We start from the raw sequence: 24,316 nt of genomic DNA on the forward strand, positions 1-24,316 counted from the left end.
GCAGCCGCTCGATGTGCTGAAGAGCAAGCCGGGCGGCTTCTTCAACGGAGGCGGGCGGCTCGGCCCTGCCGTTCACCCGGTAAGGATGAGAGCCGATCCTCATGGCTACAGCCGAATACGAGAATTTGCTTTGTAAGCCGGCATTCCGTTTATTCGTAGAGTTCTTCATCCGGCTCCAGCTCCTCACAATCCTCCAGCAGCTCTTTGCTGAGCTCAATCGTCCGCACTAATATTTTTTGTTTTTCGGCAAGGGCCTCCAATATTCGAGCGACTTGGGTTTGAAATTCGTTAATTTGTTTGTTGGACGGGGCCGTGGGGAAGCCGCCGTAGTGCCCGGTAAAGGCTTGGATTTTTTCCGCTTCCGCATTAATCAGATGGGCGATCGCCAGTTCTTCCAATGCAACGGACTCTAATATATCTTTTACGATTTCTTGATAGGAACGCATTTTCCGCTCTTCAGGGTATTTTGGCATGGACACGTGGGGTCAACTCCCTTGTACACGTTTGGTTCCTCACCATTGTATTCAAGTAGGTGGGACTGAAGAACGGGGAGGGGTTAAAAAGAGAACAGCCTGCAGGCTGTCCTCTCCGTACGATCTGATAACCCCAGCGGTGCGGTGTTTTGATGGTCTAACGAAGTTAGTTATTGGAAGGAGTTAGCATCTGCCTTTACGCGGATCGTAGCTGTCGTAAGCCTCAATCGCTTCGGATAACTTCATATCGAGCAGCATTTCTTTTTTGAGCGTGGTCTTGAGAGTATCGTTTACACTTTCGTTGACAGTAACCAGTTCGTCAACGGAGTGGGCCAGTGACACCGCTTTTTGGATTTTTTCGCCTTCCGCGTTAATGATGTGGGATAATCCGATTTCTTCTAGTGCGATCGATACGATAACAAGAGAAAGCGCAGTCTCTTTGGAAATTTGCGGGGGTGGAGTGATAGGAGGAATGGTCGGTAAAGACATGTTGATCAGCTCCAGACGTAGTTATTTTTGCTTACAAAAGCAGTATACGCTCCGAGCATTCGACAGGTGCTGCGACAGCCGCACAGCTTTCTCGCTGTTTTTCAACAATATTCCACCAATTTATACAATAGTTAATAAGTTACAAATGTGGGCGTTATTAAAATATGACTTTGTATATGACTGCAGTTACTACCCGTTCGGTTAAAGAATGACTAGGATAAGAGAATGAACGTTATGGAGGAAACTATGAAGGCGATCAATGAGGGAAATGCAGCGGAGCGGGCAGAGCAATTACGTGCATATGAGACATTTTGTTACCGTATTTGCTTTTACTTATTGGGGACTCATGAGCAGGCGGAAGAGGCGGCTCTCCTTTGTCTGGACCAGACGGCAAGGGAGGAAAGCTTTTTTCGTATGGAGCCCTCGGAGAGGGAGCAGCGGATCAAGCGCAATGCGGTGTCCTGCAGCCTCCGGCTTAAGGGGGAGCAGAGCCGAAGAGCGGCAAGGCACCGTTCTACCTGTACTGAGACGGGTTAACGCCGATTCCTTTTTTAAACTGCTTGCTGAAAAAAAACACATCTTTATACCCGAGTGCCTCGGCAGCTTCGGATACATTCATGCCTTCATACCGGAGCAGATGAGCCGCACGCTCCAGCCTGGCCGTGATGACATACTGCTGAACGGACAACCCGGTGATTTCCTTGAATTTCATGGAAAACGAACGGGGCGACATTCGCGCTCTCTTCGCAAGCTCTTCGGCCGAATGCCATATCCCCGGACGTTCGCGGATATACCTTACTGCGTCGCGAACAGCATCCTCATTATCAAGCGCCGTCCGATCCTTTCCGTGCTCAGCGCGGTCCTCCCGCATAAATAAGATCATAAGCTGCTTGAGCAGCAGCTTCGCCTCCAGCTCCGCTCCAAACTCGCCGCGGTGCAAAGTACGCACATAACGGGAAAGCATGCTTTCCACATCCATCGGATCGCCGAATACCCGAACTCGTTCCGGCAAGCTTGCGGGCTCGATCGCAACCCGGAAATGAATATACGTAATGGTCAGAGGCTGTGCCGGATCATGTGATGCGCCAGGGCAGTCACCAGGTCGAAAGAGGAAAGCCGTTCCTTTGGAAACAGGGTAGGTTGTGCCTGCTACCGTTACTTCACCCTGGCCGCTCCATACATAAAACAAGTCGTACGTTTCGAGCGGCTTTTCGCGGATCGGCCATTTCCATAAAGGCTCGCAGTGAATCTTGGCAAAGGCAGTAGTTAGTTCGTAAGCTTCGACGGGCACTTCATGCATGCTTAAGACCTCCGCGGATAAAGTAAATTATAATAATTCTATTTTATACGATGGAGGACGGGCTTACCACATATTTAAGCATAAAAAAGAAGCTCCGAGGGCAAATCACCCCGGAACTTACAGGATACCCGATAAAGCTAGGCCATTCGCAGCAAGCAGGCAGCTGGAAAGGCTTCGCTAAACCTTCGCTAAACCTAACTTTAACGCACTGATCGATTTTACTTGCTGGGCGAGCTGTACCGATTTATTTTATAAGTGCTGCCTCTTTATTTTTCGCCCGCTTTTTCCCCTTTGGCCGTACCGAAGACGCCCTTTTGAGTTTCCCCTTTTTGTGCGTCATCCAGCTCATAGCTAACCATTTTCCATTCCGTTTCGCCAAGCGCTAAATCAACCGGAAAACGGTCGCCGCGCTTCAGCTGCTCTTCCCGTCCCCATTCCGTTTCGTAGGTTCCGGTGACTTCGACTTTTTCGCCGGTCATTGGGTCCATCCGTTTATCCTCAGACATCGCAGACTCTCCCTTCAAAAAGTCGGTACAATATCAAGGATTCCCTCAATGGTCCCGGAGCTTGCGCCAACGGCGTTAGTATCATTTTCTAGTGCGTTTAGCCGGTGCTGCACGAGGCTTTTCATCGGCGAAAATATCAAGCAAAATCGATTCGGCCTCCGGCTGATCGGTCTGCAGCGCCTGCGCGAACCGCAGCCGGTGCGAGACGCCGATCAGCTCGTAGCGGTGCGCCAGATGCTGGCGCGCGTCGCCGACGACAAGCGTATGCAGCCGCAGCAAATGCGCTTGTGCTTCGCCGAGCAGCTGCGACTTCGCCTCCTCGGACAGCCGGCCGACGCCGTCGGTGATCATGACGAAGTCGGCGTGCTTCATGCGCCCGGAGCGGCGAAGGATATCGAGCCCCCGCAGGATGGGCGCGTCAAAGTCGGTGCCGCCGCCGAAGGCGAGCTGCGAGAGCGCGTAGAACGCCGGCCAATCCGGCCGGCCGTGACGCAGCTGCCGCTCCAGCACCTCGCCCTTGGCGCCGAACAGCACCAAGGCAAAATCGCGCCGCTGCAGCAGGCAGAGCGATGCCAGCGTCGCGGCAAAAATTTGCGCCAGCCGCAGCTTGCCGCCGCGCATCGAATTAGACGTGTCGAGCATGCAGATGACCGGCCCGCCGCCTTGATCCTCTTGACGTACACCGGTGTGGTACGTCATCAGCTTTTGCTCGAGCCATTTCATCGTGAACAATGGCTCAAATTCCGGGTCGGCGAGCAGCGTCGCCTCGCTCGGCAGCATATGCGCGATATCGCCGGATTGGATGAAGTCGTCGTACGCATCCGGCCTCTGGCGCTGCTGGCGCTCCTGCTGCTTGCTGCGGATCCGCTTTACGCTGCGGCCGACCTCATCGAGGAAGGCGATCAGGTCGGGATGCTGCCTGAGCTTCTCGACCCACGCCGTGTATTGGTCGAACGCCTGCCGGCGAAGCCGTCCCAGCTCGCTGCCCCATTTGCGGTTGGCGAGGCGCGTGCTGCCCTTAATCAGCTCCTCGAGATCGAGCGTCTCGTCATGCTGCTTTTGCAGCGACTGCTTCAGCGCCTCGTTCAGCCATTCGCCCATCTCGCGTTCCAGCTCGGCAGCGAGCTCCTGCTCCTGCTTGCGCAGCTTCTCGCGCTCGCGCTCCGCGCGCTTGAGCTGTTCCTCCAGCTTGCCAAGCTTCTTCTTCAGCTTGTCGCGCTTCATAAACTGGGTGCGCATGTCCTCCTGCACCTGTTTAATAGACGCCTTCAGCTCCTCCAGCTCCGCTTCGGTCAGCGGCAAGCTCTCCTGAGCAGCCTGCTGCTGCTCCGCCGCGCGTTTGCCCTCCTGCAGCGTGAAGCCGACCAGCTTCAGCTTCTCCAGCTGCTCTTTACTGAGGTGCTCGCTCAGGGAGGACTGCTCCTGCGCTTGGCTGCCTTTGGACCGCTCCGCCGAGGATTGCTTCAGGCCTCGGCCTTCTTGTTGGGACTGCGAGGCGGGGGAGGGCTTGTCATAGCGATCCGATTCGTCCTCCCGGTTCGGCTTGCCGCTCTGCTGCTTACGTTCGAAGGCCAGCAGCATCTCCATCGTCATCGGGCCTTCCTCCTCGTCTTCGAGGGACTCCTTCTCTTTGGTAGAGACAGAGGAGGATCCCTGCGTGCCGAGGTCGCCGGTGCCCGCTTTGCCCGGCTTGCCCTTCGTTTCACCCGCGCCTTTCGCCGGGACGGGGGCGCTGCCTTTCTTTTGCTGCTCCCTGCGTTTGCGCTTTTGCTCTTCTTCGGCATAGGTCTGCGTCAGCCATAGGATCGCCTTGATCGCGGTGTGAAACGACGCATTAACCTGTCCGATCGTGCGAGGATGGAGCAGCCGGTATAGAAACTGCTTTTGCATCGTATCCAGAAACCAGCGGTGGAACGGAGGGGCGGGGTACGCGGTAACGAACTCCGGCCGCTCCAAATAAAAGCAGAAAAACACATCGCGCATCAGCTCGTCGGTAAACCAGTCGGCGCGTTTCTTAGCCTCCTGAATCCAGTGTCTTGCCGTATCGGAGGACTGCACGTAAGAATCGTATAAATAGAGGGCAACGCTACTCGGTGTAGTCATATTCGGCTCCCGGCAGGTCGCGGTCGAACAAAGCGCGGTACAGAGCGTGCATGCGCTGCAGCAGCTTTTCGCCGTCCAGCCTTACAAACGCCAGCTTCACGGCATATTGGCCCGGATCGAGCACCAAAAAGTTCGTCTCGCCGATCTCCTTGGCCGCCGCCGCTTCTTTCTCCCGCCAGCGCAGCAGACCGGCGCGCAGCTGCTTTGCGCTGTCCTCGAGCTCGGCGCGGCAAGCTTCCAGGTCGGCTGCCAGCTTCTCCGCGCGTTCGGGAGTCAGGCGGCCGCCGACCTCCTTTTTGAACTGGTAGCCATGCAGCTCCTCCTTCCGCGCTTCCCAGCGAGTGAGAGTGTCCTCGTGGCGGCTGAGCGCAAGCTCTTTGCCAAGCACGCTGCGCAGTGCTTCGTCGAAGCATTCGGCGAACAGCTCGCGTACGTCCTCGAGCTGCTCCGGGTACTCCCACAGCATGTGCGGTGTGAGCACCGTGTCCCAAAGAGATACCTCATCGCGTCCGTTAAGGTAGGCGGATACGCGCCAAATTCGCCCGATTTTGCTCCAGCGGCGGTCGGACAAACGGATTTGCTGCTGCTCGGTTTTCTCCTTGAGTCGGAACAGCAGCACGATCATCGGCTCGGGAATACGAATGTCCGCCGATTGCTCCCGCACCTGACGGATATGGTCTGTCTCCAGCACGCGCGGAAGCGGCCCGGTTTCAAGCTGGAACAGCTTTTCGTAGCTGGCGATATGCTTCAAGTATCCAACCTCATACCGGATTAGAAAACGATCATACAGCGCGGCGAGCTCGTAATCCGACTCGTCGGGCAGTTCATTAGAGGCGCCGATGAGAAACTCAAGCGGCGATTTTTGCCGTTCCCGGCCGTTAAAGTACATCCGCTCGTTCAATATGGAAAGCAGCGCATTTAAGATGGCGCTGTTTGCTTTGAAAATCTCGTCAAGAAAGGCAAAACGGGCCTGCGGCAAATACCCATCCGTCTGCCGGATATATTCATCCTGCTTAAGCTTCTGGAGGGAGACCGGGCCGAACAGCTCGTCCGGCGTTGTGAAGCGGGTGAGCAGATAGTCGAACGACCGATCCTCCCCGAACAGCTGGGCTAGCGCCCGCGCCAGCTGCGATTTGGCCGTTCCCGGCGGGCCGACCAGCAGCACATTTTCCCCGGCCATTGCGCCGAGCAAAAGCAGCCGAATCAGCTCCTCTCGTTCCAGAAACCTGCGCTCCAGCAGGTCCATCGATTCTCTAATGCGGTTGCGTACGGTTACTACCGGTTTCATCGTCTGCATCCTTTCCGTAGCGGCATTTCCCCTTATTGTACCAAAGCTGGCCCCAAAAAAACGAATCTGGGCTGGTGGGATATGGTAAAATGCGGGGTGAGGACGTTTATTTGCAAGGGACATTTCGTTGCGGTTGGTATTCTTATCGGTAGGAATGTGGCTTTTAACGAACCCGGATTCGCCCCTTAAGCTGGCGTGAGACGTAATAAATGGACACGGTTCCGGGGCGCTTGATTGGATAATAAAAGGAGGCTGTCACGTGGAGCGAGTAAGGTGGGGCATTATTGGTTGCGGTGAGGTAACTGAAGTGAAAAGCGGTCCGGGATTTCAAAAGGCTTCCGGCTCGGAGCTCGTAGCGGTCATGCGGCGCAATGCGGGGCTCGCGGAAGATTACGCGCGTAGGCATCAGGTTTCCACATGGTATTCGGAAGCAGAAAAGCTGATCGCGGACCCGAATGTGGACGCCATTTATGTAGCGACACCCCCGGGGAGTCACAAGGAATATACGGAGCTTGCCGCGAAGGCCGGTAAACCGGTTTATGTGGAGAAGCCGATGGCACGGACGTATGAAGAATGCCAGGATATGATCGAAGTGTGTGAAGGGGCGGGCGTTCCGCTGTTTGTGGCGTATTACCGCCGGGCACAGCCGCGTTTCCTCAAAGTGAAAGAGCTGCTTGAGGGAGGTGCCGTCGGCCGGGTTTGTGCGGTGGCGACAACCCATTGGAAGAAGCCGGTGCAGCTTTCGGACACAGAACCGCTCCCTTGGCGTTATCAGAAGGAGCTGGCCGGCGGGGGGCTGTTTTTTGACGTGGGCAGTCACACGCTTGATCTGCTCGATTTCTTGCTGGGCCCGATTGCCCAGGTGCAGGGGCATGCATCCAATCAAGCGGGACCGGGCGATGTGGAGGACACGGTCAGTGCGGCGTATCGGTTTGAATCAGGTGTACACGGCACCGGCCTATGGTGCTTTTCCGCCGATCGGAATGAGGATCGAAATGTAATTATCGGCGATCGCGGACGGCTGATCTTTTCTACCTTTGACAATGTGCCGATTCGGCTTGAAACGGCCGATGGCGTGCAGGAGTGGAGCATCGAGCAGCCGCAGCATGTCCAGCAGCCGATGATTCAGCGCATCGTCGATGAGCTGCTTGGCAAGACTGGCGCTCAAGCGCCAAGCACAGGCAGGACGGCGGCGCGGACGGCCCGGGTAATGGACGAAATCGTGAAAAGCTATTACGGCGGCGGCGAATAGCATTTTCAGCTTGAGAGAAGCTACAAGCGGGAGGTGATGGACGTGGCGAGAAGAAGACGCAGTCCCGCTTATTTAGAAGCGTTCAAGGCGGAAGTGATGCGCAAGGAAGGTTATGCGGTGGATGTAAATCGTCCCGAGACGGTGAAATATTCGGTGGCGGACGCCCGTGGCATTCCACTGCGCGAAAATGGCCGCAACGGCCAGTTGACCACGGAAAATGCCGGCAAAGTCGGCGGCCCGATCGGCGGAGCAATGGTCCGCGAAATGATCCGCATGGCCCAAGAGAAGCTGGCATCGACTCCCCCGACTCGTTAAGAGCCGTTAAAGCGGATGCCATGTTTTGGAAGATAAGTGCGGGCGCCGGACGGATTGGATGCTTGACGACAACAGCTGCATGCGTACAAGAAGGCTTGGCTTCCAGACATAGGCTGCAAAGCGGCGCATCACTGTAACACTACAAGACGTGAAGGGGCGAGTACCACCCTGGTCACGTCTTATTTGCATGCCAAAAGCTTGCGGTACGGCATAAAATCACTAGCGCAATGGGCAATGCCTTGAGCGGCAGGCGTCAGAAGGCGGTCGGGAGATGCTGCCTTCCCGATGCTGGAACAAGCACCAAAATTCCTATTTTTGAAACATATTTCACCAAATTGCCGTACTACATATATACCTATCGGTGCTGCAATGGAAAGGAGGGAAAACGTGTCCGATATCTACACCGGTTGTTTAGTGTTTGGTATCTTGTTCGCGGTTGTGTCCGTGCTGCTTGGAGATGTTCTCAGCAGTGCATTAGACGGGGCGCTCGATTTTCTATCCGCGGAATGGTTTCACCCGATGTCGCTGGCCACTGCGATTACGATATTGGGCGGCTGCGGCCTGCTGCTGGAGAAATACTCCGCCATGGCTTGGGGAGCGGTACTCGTCCTCTCCATATTGGCGGCGCTGGGCGGCGCGGTGCTGATCCACTTGTTTTACGTGAGGCCGGTGCAGAATAGCGAAACCTCAAGCGGCTTCTCGGTAAGCGAGCTTGCAGGCTCCCTAGCCGAGGTGCTGACACCGATTCCCGCTGAGGGCTACGGTGAAGTGATGGTTCGCGTCGGCGCGGCCGGTCGGACGAATCAAATTGCGGCAAGCTTCGACCGGGAGGCGATTGAAGAAGGCGCCATGGTCGTGGTCGTTGAAGTGAAGGAGCATACGCTGTATGTTTCGAGGTTTCAATCCAATTGAGAAGGAGTCGATTGACGAATGCCTGATTTTTTAATTATTCCCGCTGTTGTGGTCGGGGTCATTATCGTATTCGGTTTAGCGTTCTGGGCGCGTTACAAAACGGTAGGTCCGGATGAAGCAATGATCGTAACAGGGTCATTTTTGGGCAGCAAAAATGTATTGTCCGACGAATCCGGCCGCAGTGTGAAAATTGTGCGTGGCGGCGGCGCTTTTATTTGGCCGGTCTTCCAGCAGTCCGAGTTCTTATCCTTGTTATCCCATAAATTAGATGTTTCCACCCCCGAGGTTTATACGGAACAGGGCGTTCCGGTAATGGCCGACGGCGTAGCGATTATTAAGATCGGCGGAGCGGTCGAAGACGTAGCGACGGCGGCGGAGCAGTTTATGGGCAAGCCGATCGAGGCGCTCAAATCGGAGGCGCAGGAGGTGCTGGAAGGGCATCTGCGCGCGATTCTCGGCTCGATGACGGTAGAAGAGGTATACCGGAACCGCGATAAGTTTGCGCAAGAGGTGCAGGGTGTCGCGGCCAAGGATCTAAAGAAAATGGGGCTGCAAATTGTCTCGTTTACGATTAAAGACGTGCGTGATAAGCACGGATACTTAGAAGCGCTCGGCAAGCCGCGTATTGCGGCGGTAAAGCGCGATGCGGAAATCGCTGAAGCGCAGGCTGTCAGAGACTCGCGGATTCAAAAAGCGCAAGCCGAAGAAGAAGGGCAGAAGGCGGAGCTTCTGCGCGATACGAACATTGCGGAGGCGGCGAAAGCCAAGGAGCTGAAGGTCGCTTCGTTTAAAAAGGAGCAGGACCAAGCGCGCGCCGAGGCCGACCAAGCGTACGATATTCAAGAGGCACGCTCGAAGCAAAGCGTGGTCGAAGAGCAAATGAAGGTTGAGCTCGTGCGGAAAGAGCGCGAGATCGATCTGGAGGGTAAGGAAATTCTTCGCCGCGAAAAGCAGTACGACGCCGAGGTGAAGAAAAAGGCGGATGCCGAGCGTTATGCGGTCGAGCAGGCGGCGGAAGCGGAAAAGGCGAAGCGGATGAGAGAAGCGGATGCCCAGCAGTATCGCATCGAAGCGGAAGCAAAGGCAAATGCCGAGCAGAAGCGGCTTGACGGTTTGGCGGTTGCGGAAGCGGAACGGGCCAAAGGTACAGCTGAAGCGGAAGTCATCCGGCTGCGCGGTCTGGCGGAAGCCGAAGCCAAGGAGAAGCTTGCAGAGGCGTTCGAGAAATTCGGCGAAGCGGCCGTGCTGGACATCATCGTCAAGATGCTTCCTGAGCTTGCAGGTAAAGTGGCGGCGCCAATTTCTTCGATCGATAAGCTGACCGTTGTGGATACGGGGAACGGCGAGGGCGCAGCACGGGTCAGCAACTATGTGACGAAGCTGATGGCCACCGCACCGGAAATGCTGAAGCAGGTATCCGGAATCGACGTAGAACAGCTGATCCACGGATTAACGGCGAAAGTAGGAGCAGGTGCGTCATCCGTACCTTCCGCCCCGTCCGGTTCTCAGCAGTCGATTCCATCGGTCCAGGCGGTACAGCCAGCCCAAGCTCCGAAGCAGCCTGAGTAAAAGCAAGATCGCGGTATTATTGGATTAAGGTTCAACTCAAAAACCAACCAGTTGTATGCACGGAAGCGAAAAGGTGCAGACTGGTTGGTTTTTTTTGCATGTTTGGAGTGATACTAACATTTAAAAAATGACGAAAAAAACGAACAGATAGGAGCGATGTTTGCACATGAGGGTAACAACAGAGCCTCGTTTAACGTCGGCCGAGATTGGCATGATGTGGAACATGTATATGAATGATTCGGTCGGGCGCTGCATACTGCGGTATTTTCTTGAAACGTCGGAAAGCGACGCGGTGAAGGCGTTACTAAATGACGCGCTTGGTTTGGCAAACCGCCAAGTTGAATTCATCACGACCCTTTTTCACAAAGAGGGGATTGCGGTTCCCCAAGGGTTTGGCGACAGCGATGTACATTTGTCTTCTCCCAAGCTGTTTTCCGACCAATTTATGATCCGTTATCTTAAAAATGTGTCCCGGCAAGCGATGGCGGCCTATTCCGTTTCCAATGGGGTTGCGCAGCGGCAGGATATTACGGCATTTTTTACCGAGGCGCTTTTGGAAACGACGGAGCTGTTCAACCGAATTACCAGCTATATGCTTGAAACGGGAACCATCGTTAGGTTTCCGATCATCGAATATCCAAAGCAGGTCATTTTTGGGCATGACGAAAGCTATTTATCTTCAGGCTGGTTTGAAAAGCCCCGTACGTTGAATGTAAACGAAATTACGCATATCGCGTTAAACCTTCAGGTGAATCAAATGATCCAGCACCTTTTGACCGGCTTCAGCCAAACGGCGCAAACAAAGGAGATCAAGCAATTTTTTGCTCGTGGAAAGCAAATTGCGTTCAAGCATGTGCAGCTGTTTGAGGGCTTCCTGCGCGAGGAGGAGATCCAAGTGCCGGGTTATTCTGATTCTGAGGTGACAACCTCGACAATAGCGCCTTTTTCCGAAAAGCTGATGCTGTCTGTCATTATGAGTGTCGTCTTGCTTGGGATAACGAATTACGGCGGCTCCTTGGCCACAGCGCAGCGTCGGGATATCGGCACTGCATATCTCCGGCTTATTGCTGAGGTAGCGCAATATGGGGAGGACGGTGCGGAAATCGGCCTGCGCAACGGATGGCTGGAGCTGCCTCCTCAGGCCCCGGACCGGAGTGCTCTCGTGAAATAACTTCGTCTAGTACGACCCTTTCTCCGAATATAGTAGGTAATGATTTCGGAAGAAAGGGAGGCAAAGGATGAATATTCCTGAGCAAGTGAAGAAAAATGCAGAGCTGGCAAGCATGTTTTTTGTGTTGGCGAAGTATTACGAATACAAGGATCCGCAAACTCACTATTTGTATTACACGCAGCATTTGAAGTACGCAAAGCTCGTAGCGGAGTATTTTGAAAAGGCAGGCATGCCGCGCGAGGAAGAGCAGGAGGAGGGCAGCCGTGCAACCGTAGGCGCGCCGGTGCTGCCGGGAATTCCGGTTCCGGGCTTTCCGTACGGGTCGTATCCGGCGCCGGGGATGTATCCGGGTGTAGGTACATATCCGCCGTATCAGCCTTATGCTCCAGCGCCGATTCATTCGGCGGGGCAGCCGAATGCTTATGTCCGGTTCATTCATGCGATCCCTGACGCACCGGCGGTTGACATTAGTATTGACGGGCGGCGCCTGCTGAGCAACGTTTCCTTTACAAGAGCATCCGGCTTTATCAAGGTGCCGGCCGGAGCATACCGGCTCGAGCTGTTCCGTGCTGGGACGACAAACCGGTTGTTTGAGGAAACGCTTCGCCTGCCTGCAGGTGGATTTGTTACCGCCGCGGCGGTAGGTACAGCGTCTGCGCCGAAGTTGGCTCTTTATCCGGAGCAGCCGGCGCCGGAAGCGGGTATGGCACGAGTGCGCTTCCTGCATTTGTCGCCGAACGCGCCCGGAGTGGATGTGCGCATTCGGGGCGGACGCACGATTGCAGCCGGATCGGAATTTACGGATGGGTCCTCATACATTACGGTAACGCCGGGAGCGGTTACGGTAGATGTTGTCCGCGCCGGTACGACTCAGCCCGTGTTCGATATTCCGAATTTGCGGCTGGAAGCCGGGCAGACGTATACGATTGCCGCAGTCGGCCTAGCGGGCGGGCAGCCGGCGCTGCAGCCGCTCGTACTGCGCGATTTCTAAATAACAAGGGCAGGCTCCCTGACGGGGAAGCCTGCCCTTTATTGCAAACGCAGCCCGCACGAAGGGCAGACCTCGTCATGCTGCGTAACTATGGCCTTACAAGCTGGACAGCTTTCCTCGAAGCTGTGCTCATCCGCCTCCGAGTCTGGCGCTTTTCCCTGCCCATTTCGATCGTTTGCATCGGGTGCGTGGTCGCCGCCGGGAGCAGGCTCTTCTTGCGCCAGCTCGACTTTTGGCCCGCCTGTGACAATAGATAGCAGGTCCTTCACGAATCCGCTTTGCTCTTCGTCCCGGGTGGCGGCCCGCATGACCCAAACCATGCCGCCGAGCATTAGAAGTGCTAAGCTGATGGTGATCGTCGTCATGATCAAGCCGAGCATATCAATTCGGCTCCATCTGCTTGGTTACCGGGTAAGCAAAATAAAATACGCCGATTGCCGCAAATATCGCAGCACTGATCATCACGGTTGATTGCATGCTTAGGCTGTCCGCCAAATACCCGCCGATAATCGGCCCGAGCATTACGCCTATGCCTTCAATCGTCGAGAAAATCCCCCAGCCGACCCCTTGCTGCGCAGGGGGCACATAAGCCGCCAGCAGCGCATTCCAGGCGGGTAAGACCGCGGCGTAAGAAACGCCGATAATGACGGCCCAAATAAACAGGATGACGATGCTTTCCGTAACCGTTAACGAATACAGTCCGAAAGCAAACATCGAAAAGCCGATGACTAAAAACCATTTCTTCCCCCAGGCGTCGCTCAGCTTTCCCATCGGGACAAGACCGATCGCAGCAAAGGCTCCGCCGAAAAGCAGGAAGAAGGAATATTGCGAATTCGTTAAATGCAGGTTCTCCGAGGCAAAGCTCGGGAGAATCGGGACAAGCATGCTTGCCGCCAGTGTTTGCAGGATCATGCCGGGCAGCAGCGGCTTAATCAGCTTCATTCGGTCATACAGCATGCGGAATTGCGTGCTGAGGGGAAGCTGATTTGGAGGCTGAACCTTCTCCGATAAGCCAATTGACAGCAGCCAGCTTAAAACCGCCATAACAAGCAGGGTGTAAAAGGATGCCGTATAGCTGACATCGATGATGAAGTTCAGCAGCACGGGACCGAGCCCAAGGCCGATCAGCCATAAGGTGTAGAGGAGGCCCATTTCCTTGCCGCGCTCATCCTTGGAAACTTTGCTGAGCGCAACGATCCACACGGGGGAGACGCCTACACCGTAAATTGCCGCACCGGCGATGAGCAGCGCAGGATGCGCCGCTCCCTGCAGCATGAGCAGCCCAACGACGGAGAGCGCCAGCCCGCCGCGAACGATCCATCGTACGGATAATCGATCCAACAAGTATCCGATCACGATCTTTACCGCGGTATCGGCTACGTAATGCGCCGATACGGCAATTCCGACCGCTGCCTTGCTTAACCCAAGCATGACGATGCCGTAATTGGGCAAATAGGTAATCAAAATTGCTCCGCGCACGAACTCGATCAAAAAAATAATGACGGCCAAACGCAGCAATTCGGTAGAGTAAGGGAGCTTGCCAAGAAGCTTAGGAAATGAAATCACGCAGAAAACTCCTTTTGCTGGATGTGACCGGAATTTCTTGACTAAAAGAGGCGACATCGTCGAGGATGTCGGCGACGATCGTTTCCGATGAATTTCCTTTTTGCAGTGCGCGGCTTGCTTCCCGCATTTGCTGTAAGCGTTCGGGATTGGCAAGCAGCGTCTGAATTTGCTCATTCAGCTGCTGCGGATGGTTCGCAATTACCGCTGCGCCTTTGTGCTGTAAATAAATAGCATTATCCCGTTCCTGTCCCGGAACGGGGCGAAAAAGCACGATCGGCAGATGGAACGTCAGCGCTTCGGAAAGGGTAATTCCGCCGGGCTTCGTTACAATCAGCGAGGATACGGCCATCAGCTCATGGATTTCCTGCACGAAGCCGAAGATGCGGAAGTGAGGCAGGTCGCCAAACGAGCGGTTCATATCCTCGAACAGCATTTGATTTCTGCCGCAGACGACAAGCACCTGCACATCCAATCCGCTTAAGCTTCGGCATACCGCCTTTAAGCCTTGAAGCACCCCGTAGGAGCCGGCCATCAGCAGCACGGTCGGCCGATCGGTGCGAAGCCGGTACTTCTGCAGGACAGCGCTGACCGTCGGCGGTTGGCCGAAGGCCGCTTTCAGCGGAATGCCGCTTACGCGAATACGATCCTCCGGGATGCCGGTTTGCGCGACTTGATCGCGGAGATCCTCTGTGGCGACATAGTATTTGTCGACATTCGGATGAAGCCAGCGATGGTGCAGGGCAAAATCCGTTAATACATGGTATGTCGGGAGCACGACGCCCGTTTTTTTTCGGAATTCCGGCATGACAAGCATCGGAAACGTGTTAATGACAAGATCCGGCTGCACCTTACGGATGATTTCCTTCAGCTTTCGTAAACCAAAAGAATGAAACCAGCTGGAAACCAAGGTGTCGTTTCGCATGTAACGTGTGCTGTAATAAGCCCACCCGTAAAGCCGCGGGAACACCGTGTAGCTTTTAATATAAATAAACTTGGTCAGCGCATTGATAAACGGGTACGCTTCCGCAAACAAGTCGATCATGACAACTTCGTGGACTCCTGCACGTTCAAAGCTTTCCTTCAGCGCCTTGGAGGCCTGGAAATGGCCGTCGCCGTAGCTGGCATACAATATAAGAACCTTCGGTCGATCTGCTGTCTTGGTAGACATCGTTAAACACCGCCTCCGACCAGAATTAATTCGGCGGCCGGCTGAATTGGCCTGTTGCCGCTCGTATGTATTATTGTATCCAGTGCCCGCTCGGCAGCATGCAGACCGCTGAAGTCTTTGGATTTTTCACGCATAATTTCCAAACGGCGTGGAAATAGTAAGAGCTGCTGAAGCTCGCGGAATAAATGGCCGTGACGAGCATGAACGGCTGCGCCCGATCCGCATAAGATGCGCGCATTATCTTCTTCTTGCCCAGGCAGTGCATGATACAGCAGCATCGGCACTCCAAGCGCTAACGCTTCCGAAGTGGTTAAGCCGCCCGGCTTTGTAATAATGAGATTGGACAAGGCCATCAGCTCATGGATTTCGTCGACAAAGCCAAACACCTTCACTGGGTGAGGAGCGTGTAAGGCGCTCTCTGTGAGCGACTCCTGCAGCTTCCGGTTATGGCCGCAAACCGCGATGAACTGAACGGGGCGCGGAAACAGGCGGGAGCTGATCATTTCGACCGCATCTTCGCCAATGATCCCGCAGCCGCCGCCCATGACAAGGACGGCCGGCGTATGCGGGTCGAGCCCGTATTTGAGCCGCAGCTTATGCATGTCATATCGGCCGTAAAACTGCGGGCGGACAGGAATGCCGGTGACTTCGATATGCCCCGGCAGAACCCCGCGCCGCCGCAGCGCCTGCTTCACAGGATCGGATCCGACTAAATACTTATCGGTCATCGGATGAATCCAATAGCTGTGATCGGTATGATCGGTGATGACCGTAACCGTAGGAACATCGGTCAAGCCCTCCTGCTTGAGGATGGACATTGCGGCCGCTGCAGACGGAAATGTGCTCACGACAACAGACGGGTTCGTCTCCCGAATCAGCTGCATCATCCGGTTCAGCCCGAACAGGCGAATTTTTTTAAACATCGAGGAGAGCGAATTGTCGTCCCTCGTTTTTTGATATAAAAAGCCGTATACGCTTGGGAAGGCCTTCACGCCTTGAATAAACAAGTATCGGCTTACTTCGTGCAAATACGGATGGGTCCATTCCATGAAATCGCGAAGCTCCGTTTCCATGTCAGGACGGTGCTGCTTTGCGGTTTCTGCCAGAGCAAGAGCAGCCTGCTTATGTCCGTCTCCCAAACGGCCGGATAAAAGCAGCATCTTTTGCTTTCCTGTTGAAGGCATGTTCATCCCCCTTCTTCCGATTCAGCGAATGAACGTGAACGCTGGACAATTCGGAAAAACAACTCTCTCTATTTCATTTTACCAAATAATGACTACCCTTAACCACTATGAGATACGGACCGGCTTCTGCGAAGCGCTTGTTCTCCAAATGGCATGTAAGCGGAAAGCGCAAAAACGAGCTCCGCTACGATAATTCCCGAAAGAGCATCCAAGATTACATGCTGCTTCACAAACAATGTCGATGCGATTATGAGCATTGCAGTAGAGCCGATAAGGAGCGTGTTCAAGCGATTGCGCACCTTGCTCCGCAAGATCCCGGAAAGCATCAAAAAGCTGGAGAAGCAGTGAATGCTCGGAAATGCGTTAAAGGGCTGATCGGAGCCATATATTTTCGAGACCATCCATGTAAAAATGTCATCCCCCACCAAGACCGGACGGGGAACCGTCGTTTGGAAAAAGTAGTAAAACATGTAGCAAATGAAAACGCCGGCTGCATACGAAAATAACATCCGGTAGTACATTGTACGATCGCGAAAGCAAAAATAGATAAGGCAAATGTACAAAAATACGATCCAAAACAAATACGGTACCGCAAAATATTTTACAAAAGGAATCGCATAATCTACCTGGGTGTACAAAATACGAAAGCCTCGATCTGCGTTATTCAAATAAACATAGCCGGATCCGGCGATAGGCAGAACGAGCAGGAGCAGCAATGCTTTCATGTGATCCCAAATATGCTGCGGAAGGATGCGGTTCATGTTGTGATCCCCTCATTTCTATCTGATTCTATAATAAAAGTTTAGGCATGGCTGGAAAATAGACTAACGATGGTTTTCAAGCTGGACCAAGGTCTGGGAATGATAAGATATCGTCTTATAGACGGTATAAAGATCATTTTAGTTTGTCAAAATTGTGAACAAATTGTTAACGAAGCGCAAATGCACATAAAAAAAGCTTCCGTACTCTGCGAAAGCTTTGTACTGCCATATTAAGATTTTATGGAGCAAATAGCAATGGCAACATCTCACTTGTGAAACGGAGGGATTTCGGGTGGCGTCTGTTCTTGTCGTGGACGACGATCCGCACATGCGGGAGCTGATGCGGATTTTTTTGCGCAGGGAAGGCTATGCCGTGCGGGAAGCGGCCAACGGCGTCGAAGCACTGGCGGAGATGGAAAAGGCGCCTGCGGACATCGTCGTTTTGGATATCATGATGCCGGATATGGATGGCTGGGAGCTGTGCCGGGAGCTTCGCGGAATATACTCTGAGCTTCCGCTGCTTATGGTGACGGCGAAAAATGAAATGAGCCAAAAGGTGAAGGGCTTCAATTTGGGTACCGACGATTATTTGACGAAGCCCTTCGAACCGCAGGAGCTCGTGATTCGGGTGAAGGCGCTGCTGCGGCGTTACCGGATCGCCTCGGAGCGCACGGTTCGGGTGGGTGCGGTAAAGCTCGATCAGACGAAGCGTGCAGTTATGGCGGGCGGTGAGACGTTTCATCTGCCGCTGAAGGAGTTTGATTTGCTGTACCAGCTCGCGAGCTATCCCGGTCAAATTTTTTCGAGAGAGCAGCTGATTGAGTCCGTATGGGGCATCGATCACGAGGGAGATGAACGTACCGTAGACGTACATATTAAGAGGCTGAGAGAACGTTTCGAGCGGTTCGAGAACGATTTTCGCATTGTGACCGTCCGGGGACTCGGGTACCGGTTGGAGGCACGGGAGCATGATTAGAACGACGCTTTATGTAAAGGTTGTGCTGACGTTTATCGCAGTCGTGCTGCTCGGCTTGGTCAGCTCCTTCTTCATTACTTCCTCTTTGTACCGGGAATATGCGATGGAAATATTCCAAGCTCGCATCCATGAGGAGGTTAAAATCGTTTCCGAGCTGTTTGACCGGATGGAAATAGAGGAACGAGAGCAATATTTGAGGGATCGTGCCAAAAGAGATGCTCTTTCGCTTTATCTTTACGGCCCAAACGCGGATGAAATCGGGCGGTATGGTGTTGTTAAGCCGCATTCGATGACGAAGGACGATATTGAACGTGTGCTGAAGGGGAAAGTGGTTATCCGCAAGGAAAGCTGGTTTTTGGAATTCAGCAAAATCAGCTTTGGCGTTCCTTTGAGCTGGGGCGGGGAAACCTATGCGTTAGTCGTCAGTCCGCATGATTTGCCGGAGGTGCAAAATCTTGACAGGGCGTTTCAAACGCTGATCCTCCTGGCGCTTGGAATCGGCAGCGTACTCATTGCGGTAGCCGCCTCCTATTTGGTAAAGCCGCTGAGAGAGATTACCCAGGCGACGAAGCAGATAGCGAAAGGGAATTATGACATTCGCCTGAGCGCAGCCCGCAAGGATGAGCTGGGCGTGCTGTCGGCCAGCTTTCAGGAAATGGCCGGTGACTTGAAAAAAATCGAGACGATGCGTCAGGAGTTTGTGTCCGACGTTTCGCATGAGATTCAGTCGCCGCTGGCTTCGATCTCCGGCTTTGTTTCTTTGCTGCGCTCCCCGGAGCTGTCGGAGGAGGAGCGGCATCATTATTTGGATGTTATCGATCGGGAAAGCAAGAGGCTGTCGCGGCTGAGCGATAATTTGCTGAAGCTCGCATCCCTTGATTCCGAGCATCATCCGTTTCAAGCAGCAGCGTTTTCGTTGGACCGGCAAATCCGTAACGCAGTCATTGCCGCCGAGCCGCAGTGGTCGGCGAAATCGCTCGACATCCAGCTGGAGCTGCCGAAGCTGATCGTTCAGGGCGATGAGGATCAGCTGAATCAAGTGTGGCAAAACTTGCTCAGCAACAGCATTAAATTTACAAATGCGGAAGGTACGATCCGCATTTCGGCCGAAGCGCACATTGACGGAATCGTCGTGCGTGTTTCCGATACAGGAGTCGGCATGTCGGAGGAAAATCGGAAAAGGGCGCTGGAGCGCTTTTATAAAGGGGACAAGTCCCGTACAAGGGAGCAGCCCGGCAACGGGCTAGGTTTGGCGATTGTGAAACGGATTGTCGAGCTGCACGGCGGCGAAATCTCCATCGACAGTTCGCCGGGGCATGGGACAACTGTTACGGTGAAAATTCCGTCGCGTTAATACATTTTAATACATTAGCCGTACTATGAAATATTAAAAGAAAAACTGACAGTGAAATGTATCACAAACCGCAATTTATATTTCTGTGGTATTCTATCTTTAAGAATAATCTTGGGAGGGCCTAATGATGACAGAGAAGAACAAACCGGCAGAACAGGAAATCAAGACGGACAAAGAAATTGAGCTTTCGGATCTTTCTCAGGAATTATCGAATGAAGAGATGGAGAATGTAGAAGGCGGCGGAAGATCAAGCCCAATTAATAAAAGAACAACTAGCGGCCGCGGACGCCGATACGCTTAATCTATAGGTAGCCGAAAGACTACGAGCGGCGGGCTAAGACTTTATTCGAGTCTTGGTCCGCTGCTTTTTTATTTTGGCTCTTTTCTAAAAAAGAGCTGCTTTACTTATAGTCCTGTAAAAACAACCCCACCGTTCTTTGGTGGGGTAGATCTGTTATTGAAACTTTAAGCAACCGATGGCCTTGAATTTTCTATTAATTTGGTAATCACTTTAGAGATAAGTATGAAAATAATAAACCCAATATATCCACCGATCGAATTCAATATGAGGTCATCAACATCGAATTGTCCGAACCGTGTGGTCAATTGAAGAATCTCAATCACTAAACTAAAAGTAAGTGAGAGGCAAATAATCCTTATTGCGGTTCTAGTTTTAGAAAACAAAACTGGCAACAAAAAACCGAAAGGCAAGAAGAGTAAGACATTCCCAAACGTATTGAAAAACCAAGTATCAAAATTATAATCATGAAAATTCATGAGATAGGTACTAATACTTTCGAACGGCACCAAATTATAACGTAGATAATTAATTTCTTGGTTAACTTCACGGATGTGCATTCTAATTTCATCAAAAATCAGGAGTTTTAGCACAACTGCTATATACATTAACAGTCCAAACCAAGCAATTTTATTCAACCAATGCTTATTAGGAAACATAACTTCTTCCATATTCTTAGCAACTTCTTTAGAATCACCGAAAGTAGTAATCGCCAACTGAACGGATTCAATTTCCGAATATCCTTTTGATATGTACTCCACTTTTAGATGATATAGATGATCCGAAAATTCAGTGTACAGTTGTTGTTTCTCTTCTTCCGAAGCGTTGATTTCTGTAAGTATTTTTTGGAGGTACGAATCAAATGGATTCATGCGAGACCCGCCTTTCTGCAAGCTTGAATAAGAAAATGAATCTGATCCCATGACTGTAATTTTTCACGTAATTCCGATTTTCCTTCATTTGTAAGCGAATAAAATTTTCGTCGCCCATTTACTTCATTCTCCACCCAATAAGCGCTCAATAAGCCTTTGTTCTCCAGCCTCTTGAGCGCAGGATAAAGAGTACCCTGACTCATTAAATACACACCGTTACTGTGGTCTTTTAATTGCTGGATAATATCGTAGCCATATGTATCCTGCCGACCAATAATTGATAGAAGTAAGATGTCTATACTTCCCTTCATTATCTCTTTATCCATGCTTTACACCTCTTATAGATATTGTATAACAACATATGTCGTTATACAAGGGTCATCGCGTCGATCTCAGTGGCTGCTTCCCCCTAGATACGATACACAAATCTCCCCGATTAAATTTTAAGCCCTCGTTCCGGTCTTTTTGGTTTCCACCTGTTATTACCATTTGGTTCATACTGTGTTCATATTGGGTTCCTAGAATAGGTGGTATGAAGCAGAGAGACTGGAGGGAACCTTTTGAACCGATTAACCGATTTTTCAATGAAAAATGTAGCCGCCTTGTTCATTATTATGGCGCTGCTTTTTGGAGGCGGGCTTTACTCTGCCTCGACTTTAAAGGTGGAAAACTTTCCGGACATTTCGTTTCCAGTCGTATCGGTGACCACGATTTATCAAGGTTCGCCGGAAGACGTTATGGAGGATGTGACCAAACCTCTTGAGGAGGCGGTGTCCAATCTAGAGGATGTTAAAAATGTGACATCGACTTCAACGGATCAGTATTCGTCCATCATTATTGAGTTTACGCAGGGCGTCGATACGGACAAAAAGAAGGCCGACGTCGAGGACGCCATTTCCAATGTTCGGCTTCCATCGGGGGCAGAGGAGCCTACAGCGGCTACGTTCGGCATGGCTTCCATCCCTTCGTATTATTTAACGCTGCAGGGAAAGGATGGCATGTCGCAGGCCGAGCTTGACCGGATTTACGAAGATGTGCTGGAAAATGAGCTCGAATCGCTGGATGGCCTCGATCATTTTGATGTGATCGGCAACCGTACAACGAGCATGGATATAAGACTGAACGCCGATGCGATCAATGTTTACGGCTTTACTCCAGGACAGGTGGCGCAGCTGATCCAGGCCAACCTTTCCAACGGACCGGCGGGCTCGGTGAAGGTGCACGGAACCTCGAAGGTGATGCGGGTGACGGGCAATATCGATTCTTTATATGCGCTGCAGAGCATGGAACTCCCTTCACCGATTGGCGGCATGCTGACGCTTAGTCAAATTGCCGAGGTTGAAGCGATTTCCGAATCAAAATATATCTCGCGTTTGAATGATGATCCGGCTATTGCCCTTATTCTTTACAAAAGCTCAAACGCGAATGCGGTTGAATTTTCCGACGGCATCAAGAATCGGATCGAGATGTGGAAGGCGGATTATCCGCAGATCGAGTACCACACGCTGTACGATGCAGCGGTAGAGGTGAAAAAGTCGATCAACGGGATGCTCAAGGAAGGTGTGGTCGGCGCATTGCTGGCGTCGCTTATGATCTTGGTCTTCCTGCGCAACATCAGAATGACGCTGATCGTGCTAGTATCTATTCCGCTGTCGATATTGATCACGCTTCTAATGATGTCGTATTTCAACATCACGCTTAACATTATGACGCTCGGCGGTATGTTTATTGCAATCGGACGGGTCGTCGACGACAGTATTGTCGTTATTGAAAATATTTATTCGAGATTGGCGAAGGCGATCGAAGACGGCGAGTCTGCGATTAAGCTGGCTACCAAAGAGGTTGGATCGGCGATTACGTCCTCTACGCTGGCGACGGTAGGCGTATTTGCCCCGATGGGGATGGTTACCGGGATTGCCGGGGAGATTTTCCGTCCGTTTGCGTTAACACTGGCGTGCGCATTGATGGCGTCGCTGCTCGTTGCGCTGACGGTTATCCCGATGCTGGCCAAGCTGCTGGTGGCGAACCAAGCGAACCTTGGAAATCATGAGGGAGACCAGAAGGAAGGCAAGGTCCTAGCGTTTTACCGCAAGTGTCTGGAGTGGGCGCTGAATAACGGCAAAAAGACAATGGCGGGCTCTGCGCTGCTGCTTGTTGTGTCGGTCGCTGCGATCGTGCCGAACTTGTCGATGGCCTTTATTCCGGAAAGCGGAAGCGACCGGACGGTTTATTTCACGATTAAGCTTCCGAATGAGTATTCACTTGAAGCGACAGATACGGAAGTGAAGGAGCTTGAAGCGCTGCTGTCTGAAGCGAAGACGGAGAAGGGAGAGCCGCTGTTCCGCTACGTTGAATCCTTGATCGGCTACGATGGCGCACAAGGAGTCAATGTTGGAGTGAACGAGGCGGTGTCATACCGGGCGCAAATTTTTGTGGAGGTTCTGGGCGAGGAAAATGTAAAGACGGTGAAAGACGAATACACCGCGCTGATGCTTGAAACGCTGCCGCAGGGTGCGGAGGTGCGGCCGTTCGGACTGGCGGGCGATCCGGCTACGGCGACGACGGATTTCAGATATATGGTCAAAGGCGATGATCAGCAGAAGCTGCGTGAAGCGGCGCAGCTGATTCGTGAAGAGCTTGAGCAGTATCCGGAATTGAGTGAAATTCAGGACAGCTTGAGCGATGCGAAGACTGAAATTAAGGTGGAGGTCGATCAAGGGAAGGCACGGCTGTACGGTTTAAATGCGGCAATGGTGCGCGAAACGGCAGCTGCCTGGATCGGAGAGTCCTCGATCGGCGAAGTGAAGCTTAACGGTGAAATGTACGATACCGTTGTGAAGGTGAATGAACGCGATATCGAAACGCCGGAGCAAATCGGACGGATTGCACTGCGTACATCCACGGGGGCGCTTGTTTACTTGAATGAGATCGCCACGGTGACGGAGATCGAATCTCCGGTGAACATCTCGCGTGAGAAGCAGCAGCAGGTGCTTAGTATTTCGGCCAGCATAGAGTCCGACAACAAGGGCGGAGTCAGCGCGGCGATCGCTGCCGAACTGGATAAAATCGAGCTGCCTGAGGGAGTTTCCCGGGAAGTGGCAGGCGTAAGCCAGGATATCGAAGAGAGCTTCTCGCAGCTGTTTGTTGCGATGGGGGCAGCCGTGTTTGTCGTGTACTTGATCATGGTACTGGCGTTCGGTAACGCAGGCGCGCCGTTTGCGATCTTGTTCTCGCTGCCGCTGGCGGCGATCGGCGGGCTGCTCGGTCTGTTCTTGACGCGGCAATCGCTCGATGTTACGTCAATGATCGGTTTTATGATGCTGATCGGTATCGTAGTTACAAATGCGATCGTTCTGATCGACCGTGCGCAGCAGCTGCGCGAAAGCGGCTATACGGTGCGGCACGCGCTTATTGAAGCGGGGCTGGAGCGCTTCCGTCCGATCATTATGACGGCGGTGGCGACGATTGCGGCTTTGCTGCCGCTCGCACTGGGCTTTTCCGAAGGCACGCTGATTTCCAAAGGCTTATCGGTCGTTGTCATCGGCGGCTTAACGACCTCGACCGTGCTGACGCTTGTCGTCGTGCCGGTTGCTTATGAGATGATCGAAGCGTCCAAGCGGCGTATGTCCGGATGGTTTGGCAGAGGAAAGCGGAAGCCGGCAGCGGTTCGCCAGGAGCGCGGCTCGTCTTCCGTGTAAGGCTAGAGGAAGCTTGCGGGAGAGCTGCAGGCTTCCATTCTAGAAGTGAAAGCAGCGCTGCGGAAATTAG

At 52.9% G+C, this 24,316-nt stretch carries 24 protein-coding genes; 11 read left to right on the forward strand and 13 right to left on the reverse strand.

The window, feature by feature from the left end; all coding sequences use genetic code 11:
- Positions 1-149 precede the first annotated feature (149 nt).
- Positions 150-473: an alpha-helical endospore appendage domain-containing protein gene (locus tag GQS10_RS21315; protein WP_481850127.1), complete on the reverse strand. Its 324-nt coding sequence runs from the start codon at positions 471-473 to the stop codon at positions 150-152.
- Positions 474-656: 183 nt separating this feature from the next.
- A complete protein-coding gene (locus GQS10_RS21320) occupies positions 657-962 on the reverse strand; it encodes an alpha-helical endospore appendage domain-containing protein (RefSeq protein WP_166246067.1) in 306 nt (101 codons plus the stop codon).
- A gap of 234 nt (positions 963-1,196) precedes the next feature.
- Between GQS10_RS21320 and GQS10_RS21325 the strand changes: the two genes are divergently transcribed.
- A complete protein-coding gene (locus tag GQS10_RS21325; RefSeq protein WP_166246069.1) occupies positions 1,197-1,499 on the forward strand; it encodes a hypothetical protein in 303 nt (100 codons plus the stop codon).
- Here the strand turns inward: GQS10_RS21325 and GQS10_RS21330 are convergent.
- The 4 genes from GQS10_RS21330 to GQS10_RS21345 all read right to left on the reverse strand — a co-directional run bounded on the left by GQS10_RS21330 (position 1,477) and on the right by GQS10_RS21345 (position 6,159).
- The gene (locus tag GQS10_RS21330; RefSeq protein ID WP_166246071.1) at positions 1,477-2,262 is read right to left on the reverse strand and encodes a helix-turn-helix domain-containing protein; all 786 of its coding nucleotides are present in this window, start codon (positions 2,260-2,262) and stop codon (positions 1,477-1,479) included. The genes GQS10_RS21325 and GQS10_RS21330 overlap by 23 nt on opposite strands.
- 266 nt (positions 2,263-2,528) lie before the next feature.
- Positions 2,529-2,768, reverse strand: a complete 240-nt coding sequence (locus tag GQS10_RS21335; protein WP_166246073.1) for a hypothetical protein — start codon at positions 2,766-2,768, stop codon at positions 2,529-2,531.
- 81 nt (positions 2,769-2,849) lie between these two features.
- Positions 2,850-4,871, reverse strand: a complete 2,022-nt coding sequence (locus GQS10_RS21340) for a hypothetical protein (RefSeq protein WP_166246075.1) — start codon at positions 4,869-4,871, stop codon at positions 2,850-2,852.
- Positions 4,855-6,159, reverse strand: a complete 1,305-nt coding sequence (locus GQS10_RS21345; RefSeq protein WP_166246077.1) for an AAA family ATPase — start codon at positions 6,157-6,159, stop codon at positions 4,855-4,857. Before GQS10_RS21345 ends, GQS10_RS21340 begins: the two co-directional genes overlap by 17 nt.
- Before the next feature lie 259 nt (positions 6,160-6,418).
- Here GQS10_RS21345 and GQS10_RS21350 point away from each other — a divergent pair, with 259 nt between their 5' ends.
- From GQS10_RS21350 to GQS10_RS21375, 6 genes are all read left to right on the forward strand, one after another.
- Positions 6,419-7,411: a Gfo/Idh/MocA family protein gene (locus GQS10_RS21350; RefSeq protein WP_166246079.1), complete on the forward strand. Its 993-nt coding sequence runs from the start codon at positions 6,419-6,421 to the stop codon at positions 7,409-7,411.
- A 96-nt stretch (positions 7,412-7,507) separates the two neighbouring features.
- A complete protein-coding gene (locus GQS10_RS21355) occupies positions 7,508-7,726 on the forward strand; it encodes an alpha/beta-type small acid-soluble spore protein (protein WP_424991817.1) in 219 nt (72 codons plus the stop codon).
- A 387-nt stretch (positions 7,727-8,113) separates the two neighbouring features.
- The gene (locus tag GQS10_RS21360) at positions 8,114-8,638 is read left to right on the forward strand and encodes an NfeD family membrane protein (RefSeq protein ID WP_166246083.1); all 525 of its coding nucleotides are present in this window, start codon (positions 8,114-8,116) and stop codon (positions 8,636-8,638) included.
- An 18-nt stretch (positions 8,639-8,656) separates the two neighbouring features.
- Complete coding sequence (locus GQS10_RS21365) at positions 8,657-10,207, forward strand: flotillin family protein (protein ID WP_166246085.1); 1,551 nt, start codon at positions 8,657-8,659, stop codon at positions 10,205-10,207.
- 166 nt (positions 10,208-10,373) lie between these two features.
- Positions 10,374-11,378, forward strand: coding sequence for a DUF3231 family protein (locus GQS10_RS21370; protein WP_166246087.1), 1,005 nt, complete (start codon positions 10,374-10,376; stop codon positions 11,376-11,378).
- 67 nt (positions 11,379-11,445) lie between these two features.
- Positions 11,446-12,369 carry a DUF4397 domain-containing protein gene (locus GQS10_RS21375; RefSeq protein ID WP_166246088.1) on the forward strand — a complete coding sequence of 308 codons (924 nt, stop codon included), beginning with the start codon at positions 11,446-11,448 and terminating at the stop codon, positions 12,367-12,369.
- Positions 12,370-12,407: 38 nt separating this feature from the next.
- Here the strand turns inward: GQS10_RS21375 and GQS10_RS21380 are convergent, their stop codons facing one another.
- The 5 genes from GQS10_RS21380 to GQS10_RS21400 form a co-directional block, all read right to left on the reverse strand.
- Positions 12,408-12,749 carry a zinc ribbon domain-containing protein gene (locus GQS10_RS21380; RefSeq protein ID WP_166246090.1) on the reverse strand — a complete coding sequence of 114 codons (342 nt, stop codon included), beginning with the start codon at positions 12,747-12,749 and terminating at the stop codon, positions 12,408-12,410.
- A gap of 1 nt (position 12,750) precedes the next feature.
- Entirely contained in the window at positions 12,751-13,935 is a 1,185-nt protein-coding gene (locus GQS10_RS21385; RefSeq protein ID WP_341805114.1) for an MFS transporter, read from the reverse strand.
- Positions 13,919-15,103, reverse strand: a complete 1,185-nt coding sequence (locus tag GQS10_RS21390; protein ID WP_166246093.1) for an MGDG synthase family glycosyltransferase — start codon at positions 15,101-15,103, stop codon at positions 13,919-13,921. Before GQS10_RS21390 ends, GQS10_RS21385 begins: the two co-directional genes overlap by 17 nt.
- 2 nt (positions 15,104-15,105) lie before the next feature.
- The gene (locus GQS10_RS21395) at positions 15,106-16,287 is read right to left on the reverse strand and encodes an MGDG synthase family glycosyltransferase (RefSeq protein WP_166246094.1); all 1,182 of its coding nucleotides are present in this window, start codon (positions 16,285-16,287) and stop codon (positions 15,106-15,108) included.
- Positions 16,288-16,385: 98 nt separating this feature from the next.
- Positions 16,386-17,048 (reverse strand): phosphatase PAP2 family protein, encoded by a 663-nt coding sequence (locus tag GQS10_RS21400; RefSeq protein ID WP_166246096.1) that lies wholly within the window; start codon positions 17,046-17,048, stop codon positions 16,386-16,388.
- A gap of 292 nt (positions 17,049-17,340) precedes the next feature.
- Here GQS10_RS21400 and GQS10_RS21405 point away from each other — a divergent pair, with 292 nt between their 5' ends.
- From GQS10_RS21405 to GQS10_RS21415, 3 genes are all read left to right on the forward strand, one after another.
- The gene (locus tag GQS10_RS21405; RefSeq protein ID WP_166246097.1) at positions 17,341-18,024 is read left to right on the forward strand and encodes a response regulator; all 684 of its coding nucleotides are present in this window, start codon (positions 17,341-17,343) and stop codon (positions 18,022-18,024) included.
- Positions 18,017-19,378 (forward strand): sensor histidine kinase, encoded by a 1,362-nt coding sequence (locus GQS10_RS21410; protein WP_166246098.1) that lies wholly within the window; start codon positions 18,017-18,019, stop codon positions 19,376-19,378. Before GQS10_RS21405 ends, GQS10_RS21410 begins: the two co-directional genes overlap by 8 nt.
- Positions 19,379-19,505: 127 nt before the next feature.
- Positions 19,506-19,679, forward strand: coding sequence for a bacteriocin (locus GQS10_RS21415; protein ID WP_166246100.1), 174 nt, complete (start codon positions 19,506-19,508; stop codon positions 19,677-19,679).
- A gap of 164 nt (positions 19,680-19,843) precedes the next feature.
- Here GQS10_RS21415 and GQS10_RS21420 read toward each other — a convergent pair whose 3' ends face one another.
- Together GQS10_RS21420 and GQS10_RS21425 are read right to left on the reverse strand one after the other, a co-directional pair.
- Positions 19,844-20,548 (reverse strand): VanZ family protein, encoded by a 705-nt coding sequence (locus GQS10_RS21420; protein ID WP_166246101.1) that lies wholly within the window; start codon positions 20,546-20,548, stop codon positions 19,844-19,846.
- Positions 20,545-20,874 carry a PadR family transcriptional regulator gene (locus GQS10_RS21425; RefSeq protein ID WP_166246103.1) on the reverse strand — a complete coding sequence of 110 codons (330 nt, stop codon included), beginning with the start codon at positions 20,872-20,874 and terminating at the stop codon, positions 20,545-20,547. Before GQS10_RS21425 ends, GQS10_RS21420 begins: the two co-directional genes overlap by 4 nt.
- 234 nt (positions 20,875-21,108) lie before the next feature.
- Between GQS10_RS21425 and GQS10_RS21430 the strand changes: the two genes are divergently transcribed.
- Complete coding sequence (locus tag GQS10_RS21430) at positions 21,109-24,246, forward strand: efflux RND transporter permease subunit (protein ID WP_166246105.1); 3,138 nt, start codon at positions 21,109-21,111, stop codon at positions 24,244-24,246.
- Positions 24,247-24,316: the final 70 nt, after the last annotated feature.

It is taken from the genome of Paenibacillus turpanensis, assembly GCF_011421635.1.
Taxonomy (GTDB): Bacteria; Bacillota; Bacilli; order Paenibacillales; family YIM-B00363; genus Paenibacillus_AK; species Paenibacillus_AK turpanensis.